The following is a 25,704-nucleotide window of genomic DNA, read 5'->3' as shown; positions in this document are numbered from 1 at the left end:
CCACAATATTGTGGCATTTTTTATAATTCAATTAAGCTATTTTAGGTGTCGCGGCGAGAGCTTGGAGCTTACGTACAATTAAGTTCAACACTACACCATAAGCAGGAACAAATAATAAAATACCGATGACTAATTTGAATAAATAATCGACAAATCCTAATTCCATCCAGTGTACAGCCATAAAAGGATCGCTGCTTGCATAGAAAGCAATTGCGAAGAATAAGAACGTATCTGCCATTGAACCGAAAATCATTGAGCTTGTAGGGGCTATCCACCATGTCTTTAATTGACGTAAACGGTTGAATACTAATACATCAAGTAACTGACCAAATACATAAGCAAAAAAGCTCGCAATAGCAATACGGAACACAAATAAATTGAATGTACTGAGTGCACTAATACCTTGATATTGACTATCAGAGAATAAAGTAGAAATGACATAACTAATAATCAGGGCGGGAATCATTACGACAAAAATAATCCATCTTGCTTCTTTTGCGCCAAATATACGTACAGTTAAATCTGTTGCTAAGAAGATAAATGGAAAAGTGACGGTTCCCCACGTACTGTGGAAACTAAAGTCTTTTGATGCGCCTAAAACACTTAGTGGTAGTGTAATTTCAAATGGGATTTGAACCAAGTAGTTACTTGCAGCAATAATAAAAATATGAAAAAAGCTTAAAACGATTAAAGCTCGACGAGTTTGTTGATCACTAAAGATCGAAAGTGAATGTTTCATTGTCATACCTTTTTGATTGTTAATTGGGGTGAGGGAACCCAAAAGTAAATAATAAATTGTCATTCGCTAATTTGCGAGGTCCACATCATACGGATTTCAGCTTAGAATGCAAGCGACTTTCAGAATTAAACATTTGCAGTCATAAAGAATCTCGTTACAATAAGTTCAATTTTAATAAATTAGGACAGTTATGTTTATTCTTTATACATTGATTGCATTAGCTGCTGGTGTAGCGCTGGCTTCTCAAGCCGCGATTAACTCACAGCTCGCTAAGGCAATGGGAAATGAGCCTTTAATTGCGACATTTATTTCTTTTAGTACTGGTGCACTTCTCTTGCTGGTGTTGACTCTAATTAAAACAGATTTATTCGCAAATCTTTCTACGGTGACGCAGCATTCTTGGTGGAAATTTATTGGCGGTGCTCTAGGCGTTTTAGTCGTGTTTACCACAATATTATTATCCCCCAAAATGGGTATTACGAATATGCTGTTTTTTATTATTGTTGGGCAATTAATCACAGCGATGATTATCGATCATTATGGTCTTATTAATATGCCTGTACGTGAGGTGAATGTCTTTAAGTTAATTGGGTTAAGTATTGTCGGCTTAGGACTTGTGACTTTCTTTTTTGGTGATAAGCTAATGAAGCTCTGGAGTTAATTTAAGACTGAAAAGTGCGGTGAGTATTGGTAAGAATTTGATTCTATTAAGGCGGGATTATTTATAGAGGGTTAATCATGCAAAAAGTAACATTGAAAATTGAAGGAATGCATTGTGGTGGCTGTGTTAAAAGTGTCACTCGTATTTTACAAGAGCTTGATGGTGTTGAGATAGCTGAGGTTAATTTAGAATCAGCAAATGCTGAAGTTACGTTTGAACCAAGTCAAGTGAGTATTGAAGAGTTGATCGAAGCAGTTGAAAATGCTGGATTTGAAGCACAACAAGCCTAATATTTGTAATCAAAATAAATAGACTGATTTATCAGTCTATTTTTTTAGCAAAGCTAATGGCTCACTTATAGGATAAAAGATGCAACAAAAAATCACAATTCAAATCGAAGGAATGACCTGTCAAGCTTGCGCAAGTCGCATAGAGAAAGTGCTGAATAAAAAAACTTTTGTACAGCAGGCTTCAGTTAATTTTGCTAGCGAACAAGCGCAAGTCATCTTTGAAGATGATACACACTCAATACAAGATATTTTACAGATTATTCAAAACACAGGTTTTTCAGGGCGAGTGAAAACAGATGATGAAGCTATCGTAGTTGAAAAGCAAACAAGTCATTGGCGGTTATGGCTTTTGCTGTTGATTAATATACCTTTTGCTATGGGCATGTTAGGTATGTTATTGGGTAAACATCATTGGATGCTACCTGCATGGTGGCAATGTGTTTTAGCGACAATTGTCCAGTTTTGGTTAGCGATTCCTTTTTATAAAAGCGCATGGGGAAGTATTAAAGGAAGATTGGCTAATATGGATGTGTTAGTCAGTTTAGGGACGTTGAGTATTTATTTTTATTCCGTTTTTATGCTTCTCTATAGCGGTGAACATACAGGGCATAGTATGCCAGCTGTGTATTTTGAGGCAGGGGTTATGGTGTTAGGCTTCGTCAGTCTAGGAAAATTTTTAGAAGAACGTACCAAAAAGCACAGTTTAAATAGTTTAGGTTTATTGCTTAAGTTGACACCGAAACAAGTAAAAGTGTTTCGTGAACAACAATGGCAAGATATTGCATTGGATCAAGTACAAGTTGGTGAGCTATTGCGTGTGAATCAAGGGGAACGTATTGCGGCAGATGGTATTGTACAAAGTGGTAGTGGTTGGAGTGACGAAAGCCACTTGACGGGAGAGTCGAAACCTGAAATGAAAAATGCAGGGAGTAAAGTACTCGCGGGTTCAATATTAAGTGAAGGGACTTTAGTTTATAAAGCAGAGCAATTAGGTAGCCATACTTTATTAGGTGATATGATGAATGCCCTGTCAGATGCACAGGGAAGTAAAGCACCTATTGCACGTTTTGCTGATAAAGTTGCTGCTGTATTTGTGCCTGTGGTGATGAGTATTGCGTTATTGACTTTTATTTTAACTTACTGGATTGAAGAAAATGCAGTGACAGCTTTGATTCATGCGGTAGCCGTATTAGTGATTGCTTGTCCTTGTGCTTTAGGTTTAGCAACGCCAGCAGCGATTATGGTTGGTATGGGTAATGCAGTACAACGTGGGATTTGGTTCAAAGATGCGGCTGCGATGGAAGAAAGTGCGACTGTCAATGCAGTAGTATTAGATAAAACAGGTACGTTAACAGAAGGGAAACCACAGATTGTGACCTATTGGCTTGAGCAAGATATAGGTTATTCAGCAACAGAACTATTACGGATTGCTGCTTCGGTTGAACAACATGCCAATCATCCTTTGGCGAGAGCGATTGTACAACAAGCCAATGAGCAGCAATCGACTTTGTACAAAACAACACAAATTCAGACCGCACTTGGGGAAGGAATTCAAGCGAATGTCGAAGGGATTGGAGTTGTAAAAGTAGGTAAGCCAGATTACTGCCAATTATCACTACCTACATTGGCAGATCCTGTTTGGCAAATCGCAAGTATTGTTGCTGTGACTGTGAATGAGCAACCTATTGGGGCATTTGCTCTTGCTGATAGTTTGAAAGCAGATTCGATAACTGCGATTGAGCGTTTAAGAAAACAAAATATTGATGTGTATATCATGAGTGGTGATCAACAACGTGCGGTAGACTACATTGCTCAACAACTGGGTATTACCCAAGCTTATGGGAACTTATCGCCACGCGATAAAGCAGACAAAATTCAGCAACTTAGAACGGAAGGTAAAGTTGTTGCTATGGTCGGCGATGGGATTAATGATGCGCCTGCACTAGCTATTGCGAATGTGAGCTTTGCAATGAAAAATGGTGCAGATGTTGCGGAACATACTGCTTCTGCAACGTTGATGCAACATTCTGTTAATCAGATGGTAGATGCGTTATTGGTTTCACAAGCTACTTTAAGAAATATTAAACAAAATCTCTTTTTTGCTTTTATTTACAATGTATTAGGAATTCCACTCGCAGCGTTAGGCTTACTTAACCCGATTATTGCGGGGGCTGCAATGGCGCTGAGTTCAGTTTCTGTGTTAATGAACGCACTACGCTTAAAGTCGCTGAAACTGGAGCAATAGCAAAGGTTGATTGAGATTAAAAAGCCTATGGAATAACATTATTCGATAGGCTTTTTCTGTTATGTTAGTTATTAGTTTTAGCAGATAAAATAACAAAGCGTAAATCATAGGGGTTATTTTCGTCTGCTTTACGCCATTCTTCATACTCAATTTGCCAATCCTGCCAGTTGATAGTCGGAAAATAAGTATCGCCTTGTAATTCAGTTTGGATTTCTGTGAGATAAAGTTTGTCTGCTTGTGGCAAATATTGTTTAAATAGTTCACCACCACCAATGAGCATAATTTCAGTGGCGTCGTTAATAAATTCTAGCGCACTTTCCAGACTATTTCGCCAAATAATGCCTTGATGTTGATAAGGTTGGCGTGAGAGCACAATGTTAGTTCTATTCGGTAATGGACGTCCAATACTTTCGAAAGTTTTACGTCCCATAATAACAGGTTTGCCAGTTGTATGTTTACGGAACCACGCTAAGTCAGCGGGCAGATGCCAAGGCATTTGGTTATCTTTTCCAATAACAGCATTTTTCGTCATCGCAACGATAAGGCTAAAAGTCATATAATTATCCTGTGATTCAACCAGAAAAGTACGTTTACTATAACATAATTTCAGTTGTAAAAAACGACGTTATCTTGTGAGGTTAGGTAAGATAAAATTAATGCTTTTTTTAGTTATTAATGGTAATTTAGCCACAATTTTAGACCCCAAAATAAGATGGTGCTTAATATGAAAATAGATAAAACGATCGTAGTAAAATTTGGTACTAGCACTCTGACACAAGGAACAGCAAAATTAAATTTACCCCACATGATGGAAATTGTGCGCCAACTTGCCCAGTTACATCAAGCTGGTTTTCGTTTAGTCATTGTGACGTCTGGTGCAATTGCAGCAGGTCGCCATTATTTGAACCACCCTAAACTACCACCAACAATTGCCTCAAAGCAGCTTTTAGCTGCAGTTGGACAAAGCCAACTGATTCAAACATGGGAGAAACTCTTTGCTATTTATGATATTCATATTGGGCAAATTTTATTGACTCGGGCAGATATTGAAGATCGTGAGCGCTTCTTAAATGCGAGAGATACTTTGCGTGCTTTACTAGATAATCAAATTATTCCTGTGATTAATGAAAATGATGCAGTTGCAACTTCAGAAATTAAAGTGGGCGATAATGATAATTTATCTGCACTTGTCGCGATTTTAGTACAAGCTGAACAACTGTATTTATTAACTGATCAACAAGGTCTTTTTGATAGTGATCCACGCAAAAATCCAGCAGCAAAATTGATTCCAGAAGTGGATAAAATTACAGATCATATTCGTTCAATTGCAGGTGGTAGTGGAACAACATTAGGTACAGGTGGTATGTCCACAAAAATTAGTGCCGCAGATGTTGCAACGCGTTCAGGTATTGAAACGATTATAGCTCCAGGTAATCGCGCAAATGTCATTACTGATTTAGCTTATGGTGAAGGCATTGGAACAAAATTTACTGTTCAAGCGGATCGCTTAGAAGGGCGTAAACAATGGCTGTATGCTGCACCAGCTGCAGGCGTGATTACAATTGATGAAGGGGCAGAAAGTGCGGTATTGATTCAATATAAATCATTACTACCTGCGGGCATTGTTCATGTGGAGGGGTGTTTTTCGCGCGGTGAAGTAGTGAAAATTCGCACACAACAAGGTAAAGACATTGCGTTAGGTGTACCACGCTACAATAGTGATGCATTGCATTTATTGAAAGGCAAAAAATCGCAAGATATTGAGCAAATTTTAGGTTATGAATATGGCTCAGTTGCAGTACACCGAGATGATATGATTGTGCTATAAATTAGGATAAGACCATGAAGTGGATGAATTTACTATTCTTTAGTGTGATAACATTTAACCTTGTTGGCTGTGCTCAACCGAGTGTTTTTACTCATCAACAAATTGAAGCCCATAAACCGTTTTCAGTGACTCAAACAGAAAAACGTATTAATACGATGGCATGCCAAGATCAAGACGATTGGTATTTGGAGGGGTATCGTGTAGGTAAGTCGTTTCGTCAGCATAAACAAAAAATGCTTGCTCAACGTCGTTCCTATTGTGAACAGCAAACGCAACAAGCGATAGCAAAAGCGTTTTTGACTGCTTGGGAAAGTGGCTATCAGCAAGGTATAAAACGATAGGGAAACCAAAATAAAGCGGTGAATATCACCGCTTTATTTTGGTTATAGGATGTCTAATAATTCGACTTCAAAGATTAATGTGCTAAATGGCGGAATTGATGCACCTGCACCACGCTCACCATAAGCAAGGTTATGGGGGATGGTTAAACGCCATTTTGAACCAACAGGCATCATTGATAAGGCTTCAATCCAACCAGCAATCACACCACTTACTGGGAACTCGGCAGGCTGACCACGTTTAACCGAGCTATCAAATACAGTACCATCAATTAAAGTACCCGTGTAGTGTACACGCACTTGATCTTGGCGACTTGGTACTGTGCCAGTACCTTCTACTAAGATTTCGTATTGTAAACCAGACTCTGTTGTATTAACGCCATCTTTTTGAGCATTATCAGCTAAAAATTGTTTACCTGCTGCTTCAATTTCTTTAAATTGAGCTTTCTGTGCTTCTGCAGCCTGCTGTTGTAATGTTTGTAAGGCTTGGCTAACTACGTTTAAATCTAATGCTGGTGGATTTTGATTTAATACATCAAAGAGACCTTTTGCAACGGCTTCTGCGTTGACATCAAGTTGGCTCTCTAATAATTGTTGACCAATTTGTAACCCGATACCGTAACTGCCTTGAGCAGAAACACTGTCTAATGAAACTTGTTCAAAAAATTGTTTACTCATTCTATTTTCCTATTATGGTTAAAAATTATTTTTGGTGCGCTAAAATTTCGCCCATGCGCACAGGGCTATCGACTTGTAGATGATCGGCAAGTTGTACATGATCTTTTTCAAATAAATTGATCACTGTTGATCCTAATTGAAACGCGCCCATTTCTTGTCCTTTCGTTAAGTTAATTGCATTTTCTCCTTCATAAGTCCAAGTTGTCACTTGATTTGGACGAGGCGGGTTAATCACACCTGCCCACACTGTACTCATGCTGGCTGTAATTGTTGCGCCAACGAGAATTTGTACCATTTTGCCAAACGCAGTATCAAAGACGCAAATCAGACGTTCATTACGTGCAAAGAGATTAGGTACATGTTCGGCTAAGAAAGGATTCACAGAAAATAAATCGCCTGGCACATAAATCATTTGACGCAGAGTCGCATCACAAGGCATATGAACACGATGATAATCACGCGGCGAAAGATAAATAGTAGCAAATTCGCCATCTTTAAAGATATCGGTTAAGGTTTGGTTGCCTGCAAGTAAATCAGATAAACTGAAATAATGACCTTTGGCTTGTAGTAAAAGATCATGTGCAATGTGTCCAATTTGACTAATACGACCATCAGCAGGCAGACAAAGTGCGGTCGGATTTTGATTAATTGGACGTGCATTTTCTGCTAGAGGACGGATAAAAAATTCATTAAAACTGGTATAGTCACTGAACGCAGGTTTAGCGGCTTCAGTCATATTGACATCATATTTTTTAGCAAATAATTTGATGACAAAGTGAGTGACTGCACCCCATTGTTGTTTGGCAAACCATCCTGCAAGTTGTGTCAAATAAAGTTGAGGCATAACATATTGGAACGCAATTTTAATTCGCTGCCAATAACTCAGTTGAGATTTTTTTTCTAATATATTCATAGTGATAAATCATCTTTTAACGTTAGAATAAAAGGCTTTCAAACCTTAGTGCTGGGCGATTATAGCAAGTTATTCTGTTTATGTAAGTATCTGTGTTAATTTACACCAGTTTACAGGACCTATTCATCATGAATGACAATTCACTTTTACACTTTAATTATCTATTTCGCGAGTTGGAGCATACGACCAAATATCGTTTTGTATTTATGATTATTTGAAAATGACGATTTAGTGATTTGTGGCAATTATCAACCAAAGAAACCCAACGTTTTATTTAGCACGGTATCTCCCTAATAACTTATTTGAAGTAATGGATTTTATTACAGTTTAGACAGGTAGAATAAGTTATCTTTCACTTGAAATGGAGTGTTTTTTTATCTAGCATAACCTTGCCTTTATTAAGGTTTAATGTTGTTTACACTATGTTATCAATTTATTTATTTGGGTTAAGGAGTTATGCAATGAAAATGTCAAAAATTTTTATGCTTACTTTTGGAGTATTCGCATTGACAGCTTGTAGTCAAACAATGCAATCCGCTGACAAGCATACTCATTGGGGTTATACGGGACATGAGTCGCCAGAACATTGGGCAACACTGTCACCAAAATTTGCAATTTGTACTGAAGGCAAAAGCCAATCACCAGTGAATATTGTCAATGCGATTGATGGCAAGTTAGCCCCAATTAAAATTGACTATCATCCTTCTTCTGTGGAGATTGTCAATAATGGACACACTATTCAAGTGGACTTCAAAGACGCTAATAATCTAATGCAATTAAATGGTCATACTTATACTTTAAAACAATTCCATTTCCATGTACCAAGTGAAAACCAAATTCGAGGCAAATCTTTCCCGCTAGAAGCCCATTTTGTCCATGCGGATAAAGACGGTAATCTTGCGGTATTAGGTGTGCTTTATGTTTTATCAAGTGAAAATCAACGTTTAGCACCGATTTGGCATAATTTCCCACAAAAAGCAGGTGAAACACACACACTTGATACCGCATTTGACCCAACAAAATTGATTCCTAAAAAACGTGATTACTATCGTTTTAGTGGTTCGTTAACCACACCACCTTGCTCAGAAGGTGTCAACTGGTTAGTGTTAAAGCAATATGATAACGTCAGCCAAGCGCAAGTAGATGCCTTCTCTACATTAATGAAAGGACATAATAACCGTCCTATACAGCCAATTAATGCGCGTGTGATAGTTGAATAAATACCATAACTTTTTCGATTTAAAGCAAAAGTGCGGTCAGTTTTATTGCGAGTTTTAGTTTAAAACTTACAAAAAACAAACCGCACTTTTTTGTGCGGTTTGAACATCAGCATTTTATAGCTCTTTATTTCTTAATTAATTGCGGAAGTTATTCTGCTCTTATAGATGTAGATGAGCTAAGTTTAGTCTCATCTTGTTTTTCAGCAGCAAACGCACCTGCCCATTTTTTGCCTGAGCCTGTCCCTGTAATATATTTACGCTCCTCCTTATTCTTTTCGGCATCTAGAAAATAAACGTTAAATTCAGCTTTATCATTCGATTCTATATTAGAGACTTGTTCTGTTGGTGTGACTGTTAAAGTATAATTACTCGCACTATTACTTCCACTGTCTGTAATATCAAATAGAGTGGCATTAGCATCATTTAGTTTAGTCACTTTGCCTGTTGCTTTACTATTTTTGTATGTTATGTTGATGTCAGCATATTGAGGAGAATGTTGTTCAGTCGAAAAATTAGAAAAATCTGTAAAAGGAATGTAAAGGAATCCTTTTGCTTTTTTATATTGTGCACTAAAAGCATTTGGTAGAGGCCTACTATTAATTTGATTTTGATCCATCCCATAGAACATGTTATATGCTTTTATCGTCTTGCCTTGATGTTGACCGCTATATAAATGATAGCCATAATAAAGGCTTCCTTTGTCGCTTTCACCTAATAAAATAAAGTGATAGATGTTTTGGTTGTTCTTATTTTCTCCCAATTTAAGAGAAATGATAGAACCGGAGGAACCTGATATACTTTTAGGACCTAGTTCAGTACTGTAATTATAGCCAGTTGAGTCATATATTTTAGCTTGCCAATTTCCTATCTCTGGCTGATGTGGTGGATAAGGTATGCCATCTTGTGGCACTTCTTCGAGAACAGGTTTTCTCATAGATTGAGTTTCCTTATCTTTATTACTTATGTTATTTGAGTTACTTGGATTTTCTGTTTTAGGTGGAATTTGAGGAGGGGTTACTTGCGTATTAGGTTTGTGGTTGTCTTTCATTGAATCTGGTATATCAGATTGAGTATTTTTAGATGGATTATTTTTGCTTGTGTCCGTATTGCGCATCTCATCTTTTTTATCAGCCGAACTCTCAGTATTCATCGGCTGCTCAGGCTTAGAAGGCTTTTGCTCTTTTCCTGCTTCAGTTGAGTGATTTTGTGTTGAATTTTCTGTTTGCATTGAGGAAGAAGAGCTTTGTTCAGTATTATTTGGCTTTTCTTGTGGTGCTTTATCTTGCGAATTTGCTTGCGGTTTTGTTTGTGGAGCAGGTTTTTGTGATTGTTGAGGCTGTTTTTGTGTCTCTTTATTTACCGAGGTGTGATTATGGCTTCCACATGCAACAAAAAGTGTTGAGAGTGTGACGAGTAAACTCGTTTTAAATATTGATTTTTTCATAGTAAATATCCTTTTATCAAAATAGAACTACACATCATTGTTATCCTTAATGATGTGGGCATATTGTATCTATTTTTTAGAATAGTTGTATAGGGATTTTATATGTAGAAATTGGAGTTTATTTAATAAAATAGGTTATTTAATCATGCTTTGTTAATGTTGCTATTTTAATTTTGAATAATATTTAGACTTATTTGGTGCTTTTACCAACGTTGCGTTAAAAATAAGTCGGCAGGACGACGAATAACACGCTCTTTTACTTTATGCTTGGTATTGGCACTTACAAAAAACAAACCGCACTTTTTTGTGCGGTTTGTTCGGTTAGTTTGCTTTAAAACAAGCGACAAAATGGTTATTTTGCCCTTTCAGTATCGGTTTATCAGCAATACAATGTTGATCTGCTAATGGACAACGTGTTCGGAAAACACAGCCTGATGGCGGATTAATCGGCGAAGGTAAATCACCTTCCAGTAATTGGATTTGTTTATTACGCTCCAATTTCGGATCAGGAATAGGGACAGCAGACATTAAGGCTTTGGTATAAGGATGTTTAGTGTCGTGGTAGACCTGCTCATAGTCGCCAAGCTCAACAGCATTCCCTAAATACATCACTAAAACACGATCAGAAATGTGCTTCACAACTGCTAAATCATGTGCAATAAAAATGAGAGATAAGCCCATTTCACGTTGTAATGATTTTAATAAATTCACCACTTGCGCTTGAATTGATACATCTAATGCTGACACTGGTTCATCGCAAATAATCAATTTAGGCTCAACAATTAAAGCACGTGCAATTCCAATACGTTGGCATTGACCGCCTGAAAATTCATGTGGATAGCGGTTGATTAAATTTGGTAGTAATCCTACTTTCATCATCATCGCACGCACTTTTTCTTTCACTTCTTCTTTCGTCAAGTGAGGTTGATAAATTTTTAGTGGCTCAGCAATGATACTACCGATAGTCATACGTGGATTGAGTGATGCTAATGGATCTTGGAAAATCATTTGGATATCACTGCGTACAGCTTTCCATTCTTTGGCATTTTGTTGGGTTAAATCTTTACCTAGCCAAAGAATATTACCGCCAGAACTCTCCACTAAGCCTGTAATGGCTCGTGCTAAAGTGGATTTACCACAACCTGATTCCCCCACAACCCCGAGTGTTTCTCCTTCATATAAATGAAAAGAAACATTATTGACGGCCTTTAACGTTTGATGTTTAGTGAAAATCAAAGATTTTGTGTCTTTAATTTTGAAATGAACGCTTAAATCTTTGACCTCTAGGATAACTTTTCTCTCTACTGTCATTATGCGTTTCCTCTAATTAACTGTTCTGCTGGCACAAAACAAGCGCGTAGGCGTTGATCTGGTAATAAGTCTAATTTTGGTGTTTTTAAGCATTGTTCTGTCGCATGAATGCAACGAGGTTGGAATGGGCAACCGCTTGGTAATTGGAGTAAATTGGGTGGATTACCAGGTATTGTGATCAATTCTTCTTCTTGACCATCAACGCGTGGAACGGCACCAATTAATCCTTTTGAATAAGGGTGGCTTGGACTATAGAAAATTTGCTCTGCGGTACCGTATTCCATAGTCCGTCCTGCATACATTACCAGTACATTGTCACAGATACCAGCTACTACCCCTAAATCATGGGTAATCATGATAATAGCAGTATTAAATTCTCTTTTAAGTTCATTTAATAGTGTCATTATTTGCGCTTGAACGGTGACATCTAATGCTGTAGTCGGTTCATCAGCAATCAATAGTTTTGGGCGACATAATAATGCCATCGCAATCATGACACGTTGACGCATACCGCCAGAAAACTCATGAGGGTACATATTCATACGTTTACGTGATTCTGGCATTTTTACTGCATCTAACATACGTACAGATTCTTCAAATGCCGTTTTGCGATCCATACCTTTATGTAAAATCAGCACTTCCATTAATTGTTCGCCAATTTTCATATAAGGGTTGAGTGAAGTCATTGGATCTTGGAAGATCATCGCGATTTGTTCTGCACGTAAGCGATTAAGCTGTGCTTCTGGTAGGTTTAGAATTTCTTCACCATTGAATTTAGCAGAACCTGCAATACGTCCATTATCAGCAAGTAGTCCCATTAGGGCAAAGGCGGTCTGCGATTTACCTGAGCCAGACTCACCTACAATCCCTAATGTTTCACCTGCATTTAAAGAAAAAGTTAAATTATTGACCGCAGTTACATCACCATCTGGGGTTTTAAACGTGACACGCAAGTCTTGTACATCGAGTAGTAAATTGTTTGTTGTCATTGTGTTCTCCAAAGGCATGTATTAGCGATCTTTCGGGTCAAGTGCATCACGCAAACCATCACCAATAAAATTAAAACAAAATAGAGTAATCACTAAGAATAAGGCTGGGAATACTAATAACCAAGGCGCAGCTTCCATTGATTTAGCACCATCGTTTAGTAATCCACCCCAGCTGCTAAGTGGCTCTTGTGTTCCTAAGCCTAAGAAGCTTAAAAATGATTCAAATAAAATCATACCTGGTACGAGTAACGAGGCATAAACTACTACCACACCAAGTACATTCGGTACGATATGACGCCAAACAATTTGACGAGAAGAAACGCCACATACGATAGCGGCTTCAATAAATTCTTTCTGTTTTAAACTTAAAGTTTGACCACGAACAATCCTTGCCATATCAAGCCAAGAGACCATTCCAATCGCCACGAAAATTAAGAAAATATTGCGGCCAAAGAAAGTGACTAACAAGATAACAAAGAACATGAAGGGAAATGAGTTAAGAATTTCTAGAAAACGCATCATGAACGTGTCTACTTTGCCACCAATATAGCCAGAAGTAGCGCCATATAATGTGCCAACTAATACGGCGATTAACGCACCAGCAATGCCTACTAATAATGAAATTCGTCCACCAATTGCGACGCGTACAAGTAAATCTCGCCCAGATGCATCTGTACCAAAGTAGTGCATACTTTCCCATTCTGGCGGCATAGAAATTGCGCCGAAATCCAGCTCATCATAAGGATACGGCATTAGCATTGGGGCGAAAATAACAAAAAGGCTAATACAAAATAAAATAAATAAACTCGTTAGTGCTGCTTTGTTATGGAAGAAACGACGGCGAGCGTCTTGCCATAAACTACGTCCTTCAACTGTTTCTAATGTTTCGACAACAGTTTCTAGCAGCTCAGTATCTTTTTGATTTTTTAACATTTTAAATTCCTGTCATAACTGCAAAATTAATAACGGATTTTTGGATCGATAACAGCATATAAGATATCGACAATCGCATTAAAGGCGATTGTTAATGCGCCTACTAAAATAGTGAGGCTTAAGACTAAAGAGTAATCACGGTTTAATGCGCCGTTAACGAAAAGTTGTCCAATTCCTGGGATACCAAAAATACTTTCAATGACCATTGAACCCGTGATGATACCGACAAATGCAGGTCCCATATAAGAAATGACGGGTAATAAAGCGGGACGTAATGCGTGTTTGGTTAAAATGCGACGCATTGGTAAGCCTTTGGCTTTAGCTGTGCGAATAAAGTTAGAATGGAGTACTTCAATCATTGAGCCACGAGTGATACGTGCAATGCTAGCAATATAGGATAAACATAACGCAATCATTGGCATGAGCATAAATTTAAATGCGCCACCTTCCCAACCACCAGATGGTAACCATTGTAATGAGATTGAAAAAATAAGGACAAGTAATGGCGCAACAACGAAACTAGGTATAACAACCCCCGTCATTGCAAATGTCATGATTAGATAGTCAACCCATTTGTTTTGTTTTAATGCGGCTATTGTACCTGCAGTGATACCTAATGTTAGCGCCACTAAAAAAGCAGAAAAACCTAGTTTAAAAGAAACGGGGAATGCCGCGGACACTAGTTGATTTACGGTATAATCTTTATATTTAAAAGAAGGGCCAAAATCACCATGAGCTAAATCTTTAAGGTAGATAATATATTGCTTATAGAGCGGTTCATTTAAGTGATACTTCGCTTCGATATTAGCGATGACTTCAGGTGGATAATTTTTTTCACTCGTAAATGGGCTACCTGGAGCCAATCGCATCATAAAAAATGAAATAGTAATCAAAATAAAAAGCGTTGGAATTGCCTGAAACAAACGACGAATAATCAATTTAAACATACAAGATAATCCAATTTAAAACACGCCAACGTGTAAAAAAAACAAGAAAGTGCGGTCGATTTTACAAAAGTATTGACCGCACTATAAAGCAGTAGAGAAATTATTGCTTAATTAAATAAACATCTTTTAAGTAATAGTTTTTGCCAGGATGTTTAGTCGCAAAACCTTTCACATAAGGTTTTACCATACGAGGATCAACATAGTAATACATTGGTACTAATGCTGCATCTTTCTCTAGTTGTTGCTCAAGTTTAGCATAAACTTCAGCACGACCTTCGTCGCTTTCTACTTGGTAGGACGATGCTAACAATGCATCATATTCTGCGCTCTTATAGAAAGCAGTATTGTTGCTACTGGTTGATAAGAAATAATTTAAGAATGTTGTTGCTTCGTTATAGTCAGCGCACCAGCCAGCACGAGTAACATCATAGTTACCTTGGTGGCGTGAGTCTAAGTAGGTTTTCCATTCTTGGTTTTCTAACTTAATATTGACCGCACCATCAAGATTTTTCTTCCAGATAGATGTTGCAGCGATCGCAATTTTCTTATGGTTATCAGAGGTGTTATACAGTAAGTTGAAAGTTAATGGGTTCTTTTTATCGAAACCAGCTTCTTTTAATAATTCAATTGCTTTTTTATTACGTTCTGCCTGTGGTAAGTTTGCCCATTCTGGTGTTGCAATTTTTTCACCACCATTAATATAAGGTGGGGTAAAGCTATATGCAGGAACTTGACCTTGAGCAGTAACTTTTTCTGTAATAATGTTACGATCCATTGCCATGGATAATGCTTTTCTTACACGAGTATCATTAAAAGGCGCTTTTTTATGGTTGATTTCATATAAATAAGTACATAACACTGGTGGTGTGTATACTTCATTTGGAAGTTCTGCTTTTAATTTAGCGAAAAGTTCTACTGGGAGTGCATGGTTTGTGATATCGAGATCCCCTGCACGGTAGCGCGAAACATCAGTGTTTTCAGACGTAATTGGATATAATGTAACATGAGTTAATACAGTTTTTGCATTATCCCAATAATGATTATTTGGCACCATTTCTAATTTTTCATTAATGATCCAATTAGTAATTTTAAATGCACCATTACCAACGATATTTTTAAGATCGGTCCATTTATCTCCAAATTGTTCTACAACTTTTTTATTAACTGGTGCAAGCACATAGTGTTCTGTGAGCTTATCTGCATAAGGGACACTTTCAGAAAGCATAAGTTGTAGCGTATGTGAATCAAGCGCCTTTACACCTAAATCTGTTACTGGTTTTTTACCCGCAACAATATCTTCTGAATTTAATAGTTTTAAATATTTTAAATAGCTAGAATAAGGTGATGCTGTTTTTGGATCAGCTAAGCGTTGGAAAGCAAACACAAAATCTTCTGCAGTAACTGGCTCACCATTTGACCATTTACCATCTTTACGAAGGTGGAATGTCCAAGTTTTGAAATCTGGACTATGTTCCCATTTTTCAGCAGCGCCTGGAATGATATGACCATCAGCATCAGAGATGACTAATGTCTCGAAAAGTTGACGTGCAACTAAGGCTTCTGGTGTGCCTTCTATTTTATGAGGATCAAGCGAGGCTGGATCTGAACCATTGTTCATTCTGAGTTCTTGCTTATCAGCAAGAGTTGTACCAGTAGGGACTTCAGCAGCGAAAGTACTTTGGCTCGCTAAAAGTGTTAATGCACTTGTTAATGCAATGTTAAGAAATGTTTTTTTCATTGTGTTTGTCATAATTTTACCTTTTTTGTGAGTAAAAGAAACTCTATTAATAAAGGAAAAATGTTGAGCTGTAAAGTCTTGAAAGTATTATTTTTGAACTATGATAGAATAATTTGATTTAGATTATTCGTTTTGGATTCTCTTTTGGAGTTTTTCTACAATATAGAGAATCACGCTTTATATAATTGTAAGTAAAGCATACTAAGAAATAAAAAAGCATTTTGTTAATGCTTATCGTGACATTCTGTTAAAAAATTATAATTTCCTTTGACTATTTTGTTCTCAAAAGGTAATATTCACGCCCTATGCAAAAGGTAAAATTACCCCTAACTGTTGACCCAGTTAAAGATGCTCAACGACGATTGGATTATGATGGTTATTATGCTATCAATCAATTGCAGCGACTTTCTGAGTCAGTAAGCAAAGTGCTCAGCGATGCACAGGTTAGATTATCGTTTTTTATTGATCCACAAAAATTAGTGGTTATGAAAGGTCAAGCAACTGTTGAAGTAGAACTTATTTGTCAGCGTTGTGAGAAACCTTTTATGCAAACTATTGACTGTACGTTTTGTTATAGTCCTGTGGCTAATTTGGATCAAGCCGATGTATTGCCCGAAATTTATGAGCCAATTGAATTTAATTCGTTTGGTGAAATAGATTTACTTGGTGTGATTGAAGATGAATTAATTTTAAGTCTGCCAATTGTGCCAATGCATTCATCTGAACACTGTGAAGTGTCCGTGGCTGAACAGGTTTTTGGCGAATTGCCCGAAGAGCTGGCAAAAAAACCGAACCCGTTCGCTGTATTAGCTAGTTTAAAGCAAAAGTAAATTTAGGAGTATAGCCAATGGCTGTTCAACAAAACAAAAAATCTCGTTCACGTCGTGATATGCGTCGTTCGCATGATGCCTTAACCACAGCAGCAGTATCAGTTGATAAAGCTAGTGGTGAAACTCATTTACGTCACCATGTAACTGCTGACGGTTACTATCGTGGTCGTAAAGTGATTAATAAGTAATTCTAGATTATTAGAAAAATAAGGTAATCACTTGAGTCGTCTAACCCTTGCGTTAGATGTGATGGGCGGGGACATAGGTCCCCGTATTACTATCCCCGCATCCATAATTGCGTTGGAAAAAGATCCAATGCTTTCTTTATTATTGTTTGGTGATAGCCAACAAATTCTGCCTTTACTTGAAAACCTACCTGTTTCGATTCAACAACGTTTAACAATTTGTCATTGCTCAAGAAAAATTGATAATGAGCACGGTATTTCTTATGCTTTAAGAAACAGTAAAGGTACATCTATGCGTTTAGCTATCGAAGCTGTACAAAAAGGTGAGGCGCAAGGATGTGTTAGTGCAGGTAATACTGCCGCACTAATGGGGCTTTCAAAAATTTTATTGCAGCCACTTAAAGGGATTCAGCGACCTGCATTAATTTCAGTGATACCGACAGTTGACGGTGAGAAAAGCGTGATGCTTGATCTTGGCGCAAATATTGACTGTGATGCAGAAAACTTATACCAATTTGCCTTGATGGGCAGCATTTTTGCTGAAAATAGTTTAAATTTAGTTTATCCAAGAATTGCTTTACTCAATATTGGTAGTGAAGATATTAAAGGGCATAAATCCATTCGAGATGCAGCAGTTTTGTTAGAAAATGATACTGCGCTTAATTATATTGGTTTTATTGAGGGTAACTTTTTGTTAAATGGAAAAGCAGATGTTATTGTAAGCGATGGATTTGCGGGTAATGTCGCCTTAAAAACACTTGAGGGCGCAGCTAAAAATGTAATTGCCTTATTGAAAGGTAAATCGAAGAATAGTTTACTGAAACCGATTTTTTCTTGGTTATTACGCCATTTATTTAAAGATAGCTATCAGCGTTTAAAACAAATTAACCCAGATGAATATAATGGCGCATCTCTAATTGGATTAACATCCGTTGTAGTGAAAAGTCATGGTGGGGCAAATGTTGATGCTTTTTCTTATGCCATTGCTGATGCTGCGCTTCAAGTACGTCAACAAATCCCCACAAAAATTTTAGCTGGGCTCGAAAAATACGAGTCATCTGAGCATATAAAAATAACAAGTGATTATTAATTTAATATAGCGACTTCGCTATTATTTTTTAACGAGATTTATTATGTACAGTAAAATCTTATCAACAGGTAGTTATTTACCCAAAAATATCCGTACTAATGCAGACCTAGAAAAAATGGTGGAAACCTCTGATGAATGGATTTCCGAACGTACAGGTATTAAAGAGCGTCGTATTGCTGAGGAGCATGAAACTGTGGCTTCGATGGGCTTTGAAGCTGCAAAAAAATGTTTAGATATGTCGCCTATGGATGTGAATGAAATTGACTTGATTATTGTTGCGACTACAAGCTCGACTCATGCATTTCCAAGTGCTGCTTGTCAAATTCAAAAAATGCTTGAAATTAAAGATGCGATTGCTTTTGATGTTGCAGCAGCTTGTTCGGGGTTTGTCTATGCATTAACAGTTGCAGATCAGTTTATTCGTACTGGAAAAGTTAATAAAGCGCTTGTCATTGGAGCTGATCTTTTCTCTCGTACTTTAAATCCAGAAGATCGCGGTACGATTATTTTATTTGGTGACGGAGCGGGTGCTGTTATTTTAGAGCGTTCTACGGAAGCTGGTATTATCTCTACTCACTTGCATGCGACAGGAGAAAATGCGGATGTATTAACTTTGGCTAATCAAGCACGAGGTGTTGAAAGTGACCCTGCATATTTAGAAATGCAAGGTAATGCTACTTTTAAAATTGCTGTACGTGAATTAGCAAATGTAGTGGAAGAAACACTTGAAGCAAATAATTTAGATAAAAAAGACATTGATTGGTTAGTTCCACATCAAGCTAATTTACGTATTATTGCGGCAACAGCAAAAAAATTAGAAATGGATATGTCACAAGTGGTTGTAACATTAGATCGACATGGCAATACTTCTGCAGGCAGTATTCCAAGTGCATTGGATGAGGCGGTGCGTGATGGACGTATTCAACGGGGGCAAATGTTATTATTAGAGGCTTTTGGTGGTGGTCTGACTTGGGGATCGGCATTAGTTAGGTTTTAATAATATTGTTCATTTATAAAAGTGCGGTCGATTTTAAAAAAGTTTTAAGCGTTTTAAAAACTAAGGAAAAAACATGAAAAAATTTGCAATGGTGTTTCCAGGACAAGGCTCACAAGCAGTTGGTATGTTATCTGAGCTTGCAGAACAATATCCTGTTGTGCAACAAACTTTTAAACAGGCTTCTGATGTATTAGGTTATGATTTATGGCAGTTAGTGCAAAACGGACCAGTAGAAGAATTAAATAAAACTTGGCAAACTCAACCTGCATTATTAGCAGCTTCTGTCGCGATTTACCGTGTTTGGCAACAACAATATCCAAACTTAAAGCCTACATTAATGGCAGGACATAGCTTGGGAGAATATTCTGCGTTAGTTTGTGCGGATGTGATTGATTTTGAAGATGCCATTAAATTAGTAGAATTACGTGGTAAATTAATGCAGCAAGCCGTACCAGAGGGCACAGGGGCAATGTATGCTATTATTGGACTAGATAATGAAGCAATTATTAAAGCATGCGCGGACTCAGAGCAAGGTGAAGTTGTTTCAGCTGTAAACTTTAATTCTCCTGGTCAAGTAGTTATTGCAGGTGCAAAGGCAGCTGTTGAGCGTGCTGCTGTGGCTTGTAAAGAAGCGGGTGCAAAACGTGCTCTTCCTTTAGCTGTTAGTGTGCCTTCTCATTGTGCATTGATGAAACCAGCAGCCGATCAATTAGCGGTTTCTTTAGATAATATTGCAATTAAAACACCAACGACACATGTAATGAATAATGTAGATGTTGCAACAGAAACAGAAAGCTCACTCATTCGAAATGCACTTGTTCGTCAACTTTATAATCCTGTTCGTTGGACTGAAACTGTTGAGACAATGGCAAACGAAGGCGTAGAAGTGTTGGTGGAAATCGGGCCAAATAAAGTATTGACTGGCTTAACAAAACGTATTGTTGCAGATTTACAGGCAATTGCAGTAAATGATATTGCATCATTAAATGCAGTTGAAGAAGTGTTGGCTTAATTCATAAAAGGGGATATTTAATGCAAGGTAAAATCGCGTTAGTAACAGGGGCAACTCGAGGTATTGGACGAGCAATAGCGGAAGAATTAGCAGAGAAAGGCGCATTAGTGATTGGTACTGCGACATCAGAGAAAGGGGCAGAAAGTATTTCTGCTTATTTAGGTGAAAAAGGGAAAGGATTAGTTTTAAATGTCTCGGATCCCACTTCAATTGACGCCACATTAGAGAAAATTAAAGCAGATTTTGGTGATATTGAAATATTAGTCAATAATGCAGGCATTACTCGTGATAACTTATTGATGAGAATGAAAGATGAAGAATGGTTTGACATTATGCAAACTAATTTAACATCAGTGTACTACTTATCAAAAGCGATGTTACGCTCAATGATGAAAAAACGCTTTGGGCGTATTATTACTATTGGCTCTGTTGTGGGCTCAATGGGAAATCCTGGGCAAACTAACTATTGTGCAGCAAAAGCAGGTCTAATTGGCTTCAGTAAAGCACTTGCAAAAGAAGTAGCTTCTCGTGGTATTACCGTGAATGTGGTTTCACCTGGATTTATTGCAACAGATATGACAGAAGTCTTAACAGATGAGCAAAAAGCGGGTATTTTATCGCAAGTGCCAGCAGGTCGTCTGGGCGAGCCAAAAGATATTGCTAAAGCAGTTTCGTTTTTAGCTTCAGAAGATGCTAGCTATATTACAGGTACAACTTTACATGTGAATGGCGGGATGTATACCAACTAATTGTACAAAATCAATTACTGATTTTAGGGGATAAAAGCGTAGCCAAAGGTTGAGGTTAATGTTAAAATCCTGATCGCAATGTAACTTGGTTACGCCACTTTAAGCGTAGATGAAGTAACGTAACTATATTTTTCACTGTATGTGTTTTTTTAAAATGGTTTTAAGGTTTGACCACCAACAAAAATTATTGTAACTTTGTAAAAAATATATACACTAACTAACTCGTCGCAGTGAGCGAAAAACTAAACTATAGGAAGAAACAAATGAGCATTGAAGAACGCGTAAAAAAAATCATCGTTGAGCAATTAGGCGTTAAAGAAGACGAAGTTAAATCTGAAGCCTCTTTCGTTGAAGATTTAGGTGCGGATTCTTTAGATACTGTTGAATTAGTGATGGCTTTAGAAGAAGAATTTGATATTGAAATTCCAGATGAAGAAGCAGAGAAAATTACAACAGTTCAATCTGCGATTGATTACGTTCAAAACAATCAATAATTCATATTTAGGCGGTTCTTATAACCGCCTAAATTTTTTCTTTTCTCGTCACTATTACCTCTTATAAAGAATTTCCTATTTTTTTATCGTCACTTTGCTTTTTTGATTTAAACCAAATAATTGTTTTATTTTTTAAAAAAACACTTTAAAAGAAAGTGAAAAGGATTGTGTACAAATATAAATCAAGTATGATGACGCTAATATTTTTGTAACATTTTAGAGGTATATCTATGCTTTATTTTGAGTTTTTATTCCTATTACTCATGCTATATGTGGGCAGCCGTTTTGGTGGTATAGGATTGGGAGTAGTCTCTGGTATCGGATTAGTGATCGAGGTCTTTATTTTCCGTATGCCAGTTGGCAAGGCACCTGTTGATGTAATGTTAATTATTCTTTCTGTTGTTACTTGTGCTTCTATTTTAGAAGCTGCAGGCGGATTAAAATTCATGCTGCAAGTTGCAGAGCGAATTTTACGTAGCAACCCAAAACGCATTACATTACTTGGTCCTCTTGTCACTTATTTAATGACATTTATGCTTGGAACAGGTCACTCTGTGTATTCAATCATGCCAATTATTGGTGATGTTGCATTAAAAAATAAAATTCGACCAGAACGTCCAATGGCGGCAGCATCTGTTGCATCTCAGTTAGCGATTACGTCAAGTCCACTTTCTGCCGCAGTTGTATTCTATTTGGGAAAAATTGTTGAACTGCCAGGCTTTGAACACGTTTCGTTATTAGATATTATTTCCGTCACGGTCCCAGCGACTTTAGTCGGTACTCTGGCTTTATCTTTATACAGTATGCGTCGTGGGAAGGAGTTAGAAAATGATCCAGAATATCAACGTCGCCTACAAGATCCAATCTGGCGTGATCGTATTCTAAACACGACAAGCACAACATTAAATGAAGAGCTGCCTCCAGCAGCAAAACAATCTGTTTATTTATTCTTGTTAGCGCTAGTCGTTATCGTCATTGTCGCAATGTTCCCTGACATTCGTACTATTGGTGAAGGCGATAAAGTCAAACCAATTTCAATGTCACTTATTATTCAAATGATGATGCTCTGTTTTGGTGGTATTATTTTATTAGTGACAAAAACAAATCCTCAGATTGTACCAAATGGTGTAGTGTTTAAATCAGGTATGGTAGCTGCTATCGCAATTTTTGGTATTGCATGGATGAGTGATACTTACTTTAAATTTGCGATGCCAGAGTTTAGAGAGGGGATTACTTCTATGGTAAGGCATTACCCTTGGACTTTTGCACTTGCATTATTTGCGGTGTCCGTCGTGATTAATAGCCAAGCTGCAACGGCAGTGATGATGTTACCAGTGGGACTTGAATTAGGTCTGCCTGTTGCTCTATTAGTTGGTCTGATGCCTGCTACTTATGGTTACTTTTTTATTCCAAACTACCCGTCAGATATTGCAACAGTGAACTTTGATGTGACAGGGACAACAAAAATAGGTAAATATTATTTCAACCATAGCTTTATGGTACCAGGACTTATTGGTGTTGTAACAGCTTGCTGTGTTGGTTATGTGTTAGCTCAAATCATGATTTAATTAGTGTTTCTTATAAAAATGCGGTTAATTTAAAAAATTGACCGCATTTTTTCTATCATCTGATTATTTATTTCCCTTTATATATTTTTAAGGAATATGTATGTTTAGCTCATTAAGACAAATTTTCACAAAATTGATTGTACTTTTCTTTCTTATATTCAGTGTCAACACGATGGCTGTGGCAGGAACAGCAGATTCAGAGGAAAAATTAGACAAAATTGAAGAGCTTCTGCATTTTCGCGGGATAGAAGGACCATTAAAATTTCCTTTTCCTGGTGGTTTTTTTAATTTGACTAGTGATATGCTGTTTTTACCAGGGCTTTATGCTGATCAATTCATGGAACTTATTGGTAATCACTCGAATATAGGCCGTTTAGCTGTAGTGATAAAAAAAGACAATCCTTCTTGGGTTTTTGATATCGTCTATTCTGATATCGGTTATATCTCAGACAAAGAAGCAAAAACGTGGGATGTAGATGCGTTGTTTGAGAAACAGCTAAAAGGTGATAAAGAACGAAATGAAATTCGTCGCCAAAAAGGAATGCCTGAAATTGAGACTTTAGGTTGGGTTAAAAAACCAGTTTATGATGAGAAAAAACATCATCTAGGTTGGGCTATTAATTTGAAACCAATAGGGCCTAATGTAAGAGAAGAGACTGGCAATATTGTTAATTACAAGACCTATATACTTAGTCGTAGGGGGTATATTGAGGTATCATTCTTGAGCGGAGAATCAGAATTTGAGGCTGAAAAAGCAATCGCTGAGGAGTTGCTTGAAGGTATCCATTTTTATGAAGGAGAAGGGTATGAGGATTTTATACCAAAACAAGACAAAGTTGCTTGGTTTGGGATATCTACTTTAATTAGCGGTACATATGGTCGATTTGCGGAGAGAGAGGAGTTTCTCTTGATATTCGTGATCATTATTATTGGAGGCATATTGTTTGCGGTTGTTGCATTTAAACGATTTTTAGAGCGGAAAGCGTTAGTTCAACCAAATGGCAATGATACACTTGAGTAATAGAAAAGCCTCAAAATTAATTTTTGAGGCTTTAAAATTCAGGCGTTAAAACTATGAGCGTTTCATAATCTCAAAGAATTCATCATTTGTTTTTGCAACCATGAGTTTATCAATCAGAAATTCCATTGCTTCCACTTCACCCATCGGATTAAGAATTTTACGTAGAATCCACATTTTTTGTAGCTCGTCAGGCGTTGTGAGTAAATCCTCTTTACGTGTACCTGAACGGTTGAAGTCAATGGCTGGGAAAACTCGTTTTTCTGCGATTTTACGAGATAGATGTAATTCCATATTACCTGTACCTTTGAATTCTTCAAAGATAACCTCATCCATTTTAGACCCTGTATCTACTAGTGCTGTCGCAATAATCGTTAAGCTACCGCCTTCTTCTACATTACGTGCTGCACCGAAGAAACGTTTTGGACGATGTAATGCATTCGCATCCACACCACCAGAAAGAATCTTACCAGATGCGGGTGTGACAGTATTATATGCTCGTGCTAAACGTGTAATTGAGTCTAATAAAATAACCACATCTTTTTTATGCTCAACTGAGCGTTTAGCTTTCTCAATCACCATTTCAGCGACTTGCACATGACGAGTAGCTGGCTCATCAAAAGTTGAAGCGATTACTTCACCTTTTACTGAACGTTGCATTTCGGTTACTTCTTCAGGACGTTCGTCAATTAAAAGCACAATAAGCTCACATTCTGGGTAGTTGTGAGTAATGCTTTGTGCGATATTTTGCAGTAACATAGTTTTACCTGCTTTTGGTGGTGCAACGATAAGACCACGCTGACCTTTACCAATTGGAGAGGCTAAATCTAAGATACGTGCAGTTAAGTCTTCTGTTGAGCCATTTCCTCTCTCCATTTTTAGGCGAGAATTTGCATGTAATGGCGTTAAGTTTTCGAATAAAATTTTGCTACGTGAGACTTCAGGTCTATCGTCATTTACTTGATCGACTTTTAATAAAGCAAAATAACGCTCACCTTCTTTTGGCGGGCGAATTTTACCTTCAATTTTATCGCCTGTTTGTAAGTTAAAACGGCGGATTTGGCTTGGTGATACATAGATATCATCTGGCCCAGCAAGGTATGAACTGTCTGCTGAGCGTAAAAAGCCGAAACCATCTGGTAAAATTTCCAATACGCCACCACCAAAGATGTCTTCCCCACTTTTGGCATGTTGTTTTAAGATAGCAAAAACAATATCTTGTTTGCGTAAACGCGCTAAATTCTCTAAGCCCATTTGTCCTTCGCCGAGTTCGACGAGTTCAGAAACAGGTTTATTTTTAAGTTCTGTAAGATGCATAATATTTGAGGGTTGTTATTGATTTGATAAAAAGAATAAATGAATGAATATGTGATTTTTAGAATGTGCGTAAATTATCACTAAAACCCGTTACTGTCTAGTTTTAGGGCGAGGTTTTGTGAAAATAATTGAAAAAGTGCGGTCAATTTTTGGGGATTTTTCTAGTTCGT

The 25,704-nt window shown here is 37.3% G+C and carries 26 protein-coding genes; 15 read left to right on the top strand and 11 right to left on the bottom strand.

Features of this window, described 5'->3' with window-relative positions; genetic code table 11:
- Positions 1 to 31: 31 nt before the first annotated feature.
- Positions 32 to 739 carry a 7-cyano-7-deazaguanine/7-aminomethyl-7-deazaguanine transporter gene (locus K7G93_RS06870; protein WP_226691037.1) on the bottom strand — a complete coding sequence of 236 codons (708 nt, stop codon included), beginning with the start codon at positions 737 to 739 and terminating at the stop codon, positions 32 to 34.
- Between the two features lie 190 nt (positions 740 to 929).
- On the opposite strand from K7G93_RS06870, the gene K7G93_RS06865 reads away from it, so the two are divergent.
- From K7G93_RS06865 to K7G93_RS06855, 3 genes are all read left to right on the top strand, one after another.
- Complete coding sequence (locus K7G93_RS06865) at positions 930 to 1,400, top strand: DMT family transporter (RefSeq protein ID WP_049215455.1); 471 nt, start codon at positions 930 to 932, stop codon at positions 1,398 to 1,400.
- Between the two features lie 77 nt (positions 1,401 to 1,477).
- Positions 1,478 to 1,690, top strand: a complete 213-nt coding sequence (locus K7G93_RS06860) for a heavy-metal-associated domain-containing protein (protein ID WP_226691006.1) — start codon at positions 1,478 to 1,480, stop codon at positions 1,688 to 1,690.
- Positions 1,691 to 1,769: 79 nt separating this feature from the next.
- Positions 1,770 to 3,935, top strand: a complete 2,166-nt coding sequence (locus K7G93_RS06855; protein ID WP_226691007.1) for a heavy metal translocating P-type ATPase — start codon at positions 1,770 to 1,772, stop codon at positions 3,933 to 3,935.
- A 64-nt stretch (positions 3,936 to 3,999) separates the two neighbouring features.
- On the opposite strand, the gene folA is transcribed toward K7G93_RS06855, so the two are convergent.
- Complete coding sequence (gene folA / locus K7G93_RS06850) at positions 4,000 to 4,491, bottom strand: type 3 dihydrofolate reductase (protein ID WP_226691008.1); 492 nt, start codon at positions 4,489 to 4,491, stop codon at positions 4,000 to 4,002.
- A gap of 168 nt (positions 4,492 to 4,659) precedes the next feature.
- Between folA and proB the strand changes: the two genes are divergently transcribed.
- Both proB and K7G93_RS06840 read left to right on the top strand, forming a co-directional pair.
- Positions 4,660 to 5,763 carry a glutamate 5-kinase gene (proB, locus tag K7G93_RS06845; protein ID WP_226691009.1) on the top strand — a complete coding sequence of 368 codons (1,104 nt, stop codon included), beginning with the start codon at positions 4,660 to 4,662 and terminating at the stop codon, positions 5,761 to 5,763.
- 14 nt (positions 5,764 to 5,777) lie between these two features.
- The gene (locus K7G93_RS06840) at positions 5,778 to 6,104 is read left to right on the top strand and encodes a hypothetical protein (RefSeq protein WP_226691010.1); all 327 of its coding nucleotides are present in this window, start codon (positions 5,778 to 5,780) and stop codon (positions 6,102 to 6,104) included.
- A 42-nt stretch (positions 6,105 to 6,146) separates the two neighbouring features.
- Here the strand turns inward: K7G93_RS06840 and bamJ are convergent, their stop codons facing one another.
- Together bamJ and asd are read right to left on the bottom strand one after the other, a co-directional pair.
- Positions 6,147 to 6,779 (bottom strand): BamJ family beta-barrel-assembly machinery protein, encoded by a 633-nt coding sequence (gene bamJ, locus K7G93_RS06835; RefSeq protein WP_115323130.1) that lies wholly within the window; start codon positions 6,777 to 6,779, stop codon positions 6,147 to 6,149.
- A gap of 25 nt (positions 6,780 to 6,804) precedes the next feature.
- Complete coding sequence (gene asd / locus K7G93_RS06830; RefSeq protein WP_191134568.1) at positions 6,805 to 7,692, bottom strand: archaetidylserine decarboxylase; 888 nt, start codon at positions 7,690 to 7,692, stop codon at positions 6,805 to 6,807.
- 461 nt (positions 7,693 to 8,153) lie between these two features.
- Between asd and K7G93_RS06825 the strand changes: the two genes are divergently transcribed.
- Complete coding sequence (locus K7G93_RS06825) at positions 8,154 to 8,912, top strand: carbonic anhydrase (protein WP_191134569.1); 759 nt, start codon at positions 8,154 to 8,156, stop codon at positions 8,910 to 8,912.
- A 148-nt stretch (positions 8,913 to 9,060) separates the two neighbouring features.
- On the opposite strand, the gene K7G93_RS06820 is transcribed toward K7G93_RS06825, so the two are convergent.
- The 6 genes from K7G93_RS06820 to K7G93_RS06795 all read right to left on the bottom strand — a co-directional run bounded on the left by K7G93_RS06820 (position 9,061) and on the right by K7G93_RS06795 (position 16,286).
- Positions 9,061 to 10,356 (bottom strand): superantigen-like protein SSL4, encoded by a 1,296-nt coding sequence (locus K7G93_RS06820; protein WP_226691011.1) that lies wholly within the window; start codon positions 10,354 to 10,356, stop codon positions 9,061 to 9,063.
- A gap of 321 nt (positions 10,357 to 10,677) precedes the next feature.
- Entirely contained in the window at positions 10,678 to 11,667 is a 990-nt protein-coding gene (gene oppF / locus K7G93_RS06815; protein WP_049215436.1) for a murein tripeptide/oligopeptide ABC transporter ATP binding protein OppF, read from the bottom strand.
- Positions 11,667 to 12,656, bottom strand: coding sequence for an ABC transporter ATP-binding protein (locus tag K7G93_RS06810; RefSeq protein ID WP_049215434.1), 990 nt, complete (start codon positions 12,654 to 12,656; stop codon positions 11,667 to 11,669). The genes oppF and K7G93_RS06810 overlap by 1 nt, the downstream gene beginning before the upstream one ends.
- A 21-nt stretch (positions 12,657 to 12,677) precedes the next feature.
- Positions 12,678 to 13,589 carry an oligopeptide ABC transporter permease OppC gene (gene oppC / locus K7G93_RS06805; RefSeq protein WP_049215433.1) on the bottom strand — a complete coding sequence of 304 codons (912 nt, stop codon included), beginning with the start codon at positions 13,587 to 13,589 and terminating at the stop codon, positions 12,678 to 12,680.
- A gap of 26 nt (positions 13,590 to 13,615) precedes the next feature.
- The gene (gene oppB / locus K7G93_RS06800; protein WP_049215431.1) at positions 13,616 to 14,536 is read right to left on the bottom strand and encodes an oligopeptide ABC transporter permease OppB; all 921 of its coding nucleotides are present in this window, start codon (positions 14,534 to 14,536) and stop codon (positions 13,616 to 13,618) included.
- A gap of 100 nt (positions 14,537 to 14,636) precedes the next feature.
- Positions 14,637 to 16,286 carry an ABC transporter substrate-binding protein gene (locus K7G93_RS06795; RefSeq protein WP_049215430.1) on the bottom strand — a complete coding sequence of 550 codons (1,650 nt, stop codon included), beginning with the start codon at positions 16,284 to 16,286 and terminating at the stop codon, positions 14,637 to 14,639.
- Positions 16,287 to 16,579: 293 nt separating this feature from the next.
- Here K7G93_RS06795 and yceD point away from each other — a divergent pair, with 293 nt between their 5' ends.
- The 9 genes from yceD (at position 16,580) to K7G93_RS06750 (ending at position 24,220) form a co-directional block, all read left to right on the top strand.
- Entirely contained in the window at positions 16,580 to 17,104 is a 525-nt protein-coding gene (gene yceD, locus K7G93_RS06790) for a 23S rRNA accumulation protein YceD (RefSeq protein ID WP_049215428.1), read from the top strand.
- A gap of 17 nt (positions 17,105 to 17,121) precedes the next feature.
- Positions 17,122 to 17,292, top strand: coding sequence for a 50S ribosomal protein L32 (gene rpmF / locus K7G93_RS06785; protein WP_005544470.1), 171 nt, complete (start codon positions 17,122 to 17,124; stop codon positions 17,290 to 17,292).
- 31 nt (positions 17,293 to 17,323) lie between these two features.
- Positions 17,324 to 18,379, top strand: coding sequence for a phosphate acyltransferase PlsX (gene plsX / locus K7G93_RS06780; RefSeq protein ID WP_115323124.1), 1,056 nt, complete (start codon positions 17,324 to 17,326; stop codon positions 18,377 to 18,379).
- Between the two features lie 43 nt (positions 18,380 to 18,422).
- Positions 18,423 to 19,376, top strand: coding sequence for a beta-ketoacyl-ACP synthase III (locus K7G93_RS06775; protein WP_049215423.1), 954 nt, complete (start codon positions 18,423 to 18,425; stop codon positions 19,374 to 19,376).
- A 73-nt stretch (positions 19,377 to 19,449) separates the two neighbouring features.
- Positions 19,450 to 20,388, top strand: a complete 939-nt coding sequence (gene fabD, locus K7G93_RS06770; RefSeq protein ID WP_115322251.1) for an ACP S-malonyltransferase — start codon at positions 19,450 to 19,452, stop codon at positions 20,386 to 20,388.
- A gap of 20 nt (positions 20,389 to 20,408) precedes the next feature.
- Entirely contained in the window at positions 20,409 to 21,137 is a 729-nt protein-coding gene (fabG, locus tag K7G93_RS06765) for a 3-oxoacyl-ACP reductase FabG (protein ID WP_226691012.1), read from the top strand.
- A 263-nt stretch (positions 21,138 to 21,400) separates the two neighbouring features.
- On the top strand, positions 21,401 to 21,631 hold the full coding sequence (gene acpP / locus K7G93_RS06760) for an acyl carrier protein (RefSeq protein ID WP_034617387.1): 231 nt from the start codon (positions 21,401 to 21,403) through the stop codon (positions 21,629 to 21,631).
- A 230-nt stretch (positions 21,632 to 21,861) separates the two neighbouring features.
- Entirely contained in the window at positions 21,862 to 23,199 is a 1,338-nt protein-coding gene (locus tag K7G93_RS06755; RefSeq protein WP_115323123.1) for an anaerobic C4-dicarboxylate transporter, read from the top strand.
- A 100-nt stretch (positions 23,200 to 23,299) separates the two neighbouring features.
- The gene (locus K7G93_RS06750; RefSeq protein ID WP_223667406.1) at positions 23,300 to 24,220 is read left to right on the top strand and encodes a DUF2167 domain-containing protein; all 921 of its coding nucleotides are present in this window, start codon (positions 23,300 to 23,302) and stop codon (positions 24,218 to 24,220) included.
- Between the two features lie 51 nt (positions 24,221 to 24,271).
- Here K7G93_RS06750 and rho read toward each other — a convergent pair whose 3' ends face one another.
- Complete coding sequence (gene rho, locus K7G93_RS06745; protein ID WP_049215412.1) at positions 24,272 to 25,534, bottom strand: transcription termination factor Rho; 1,263 nt, start codon at positions 25,532 to 25,534, stop codon at positions 24,272 to 24,274.
- Between the last annotated feature and the right edge of the window lie 170 nt (positions 25,535 to 25,704).

This window comes from Pasteurella canis (assembly GCF_020810675.1).
GTDB lineage: Bacteria > Pseudomonadota > Gammaproteobacteria > Enterobacterales > Pasteurellaceae > Pasteurella > Pasteurella canis.
This window is presented reverse-complemented; position numbering and strand designations above follow the sequence as displayed.

Excerpts from the sequence above, each read along its gene's own strand:
- K7G93_RS06870 (WP_226691037.1), bottom strand. The coding sequence starts at position 739 with ATGAAACATTCACTTTCGATCTTTAGTGATCAACAAACTCGTCGAGCT.
- K7G93_RS06865 (WP_049215455.1), top strand. The coding sequence starts at position 930 with ATGTTTATTCTTTATACATTGATTGCATTAGCTGCTGGTGTAGCGCTG.
- K7G93_RS06860 (WP_226691006.1), top strand. The coding sequence starts at position 1,478 with ATGCAAAAAGTAACATTGAAAATTGAAGGAATGCATTGTGGTGGCTGT.
- K7G93_RS06855 (WP_226691007.1), top strand. The coding sequence starts at position 1,770 with ATGCAACAAAAAATCACAATTCAAATCGAAGGAATGACCTGTCAAGCT.
- folA (WP_226691008.1), bottom strand. The coding sequence starts at position 4,491 with ATGACTTTTAGCCTTATCGTTGCGATGACGAAAAATGCTGTTATTGGA.
- proB (WP_226691009.1), top strand. The coding sequence starts at position 4,660 with ATGAAAATAGATAAAACGATCGTAGTAAAATTTGGTACTAGCACTCTG.
- K7G93_RS06840 (WP_226691010.1), top strand. The coding sequence starts at position 5,778 with ATGAAGTGGATGAATTTACTATTCTTTAGTGTGATAACATTTAACCTT.
- bamJ (WP_115323130.1), bottom strand. The coding sequence starts at position 6,779 with ATGAGTAAACAATTTTTTGAACAAGTTTCATTAGACAGTGTTTCTGCT.
- asd (WP_191134568.1), bottom strand. The coding sequence starts at position 7,692 with ATGAATATATTAGAAAAAAAATCTCAACTGAGTTATTGGCAGCGAATT.
- K7G93_RS06825 (WP_191134569.1), top strand. The coding sequence starts at position 8,154 with ATGAAAATGTCAAAAATTTTTATGCTTACTTTTGGAGTATTCGCATTG.
- K7G93_RS06820 (WP_226691011.1), bottom strand. The coding sequence starts at position 10,356 with ATGAAAAAATCAATATTTAAAACGAGTTTACTCGTCACACTCTCAACA.
- oppF (WP_049215436.1), bottom strand. The coding sequence starts at position 11,667 with ATGACAGTAGAGAGAAAAGTTATCCTAGAGGTCAAAGATTTAAGCGTT.
- K7G93_RS06810 (WP_049215434.1), bottom strand. The coding sequence starts at position 12,656 with ATGACAACAAACAATTTACTACTCGATGTACAAGACTTGCGTGTCACG.
- oppC (WP_049215433.1), bottom strand. The coding sequence starts at position 13,589 with ATGTTAAAAAATCAAAAAGATACTGAGCTGCTAGAAACTGTTGTCGAA.
- oppB (WP_049215431.1), bottom strand. The coding sequence starts at position 14,536 with ATGTTTAAATTGATTATTCGTCGTTTGTTTCAGGCAATTCCAACGCTT.
- K7G93_RS06795 (WP_049215430.1), bottom strand. The coding sequence starts at position 16,286 with ATGACAAACACAATGAAAAAAACATTTCTTAACATTGCATTAACAAGT.
- yceD (WP_049215428.1), top strand. The coding sequence starts at position 16,580 with ATGCAAAAGGTAAAATTACCCCTAACTGTTGACCCAGTTAAAGATGCT.
- rpmF (WP_005544470.1), top strand. The coding sequence starts at position 17,122 with ATGGCTGTTCAACAAAACAAAAAATCTCGTTCACGTCGTGATATGCGT.
- K7G93_RS06775 (WP_049215423.1), top strand. The coding sequence starts at position 18,423 with ATGTACAGTAAAATCTTATCAACAGGTAGTTATTTACCCAAAAATATC.
- fabD (WP_115322251.1), top strand. The coding sequence starts at position 19,450 with ATGAAAAAATTTGCAATGGTGTTTCCAGGACAAGGCTCACAAGCAGTT.
- fabG (WP_226691012.1), top strand. The coding sequence starts at position 20,409 with ATGCAAGGTAAAATCGCGTTAGTAACAGGGGCAACTCGAGGTATTGGA.
- acpP (WP_034617387.1), top strand. The coding sequence starts at position 21,401 with ATGAGCATTGAAGAACGCGTAAAAAAAATCATCGTTGAGCAATTAGGC.
- K7G93_RS06755 (WP_115323123.1), top strand. The coding sequence starts at position 21,862 with ATGCTTTATTTTGAGTTTTTATTCCTATTACTCATGCTATATGTGGGC.
- K7G93_RS06750 (WP_223667406.1), top strand. The coding sequence starts at position 23,300 with ATGTTTAGCTCATTAAGACAAATTTTCACAAAATTGATTGTACTTTTC.
- rho (WP_049215412.1), bottom strand. The coding sequence starts at position 25,534 with ATGCATCTTACAGAACTTAAAAATAAACCTGTTTCTGAACTCGTCGAA.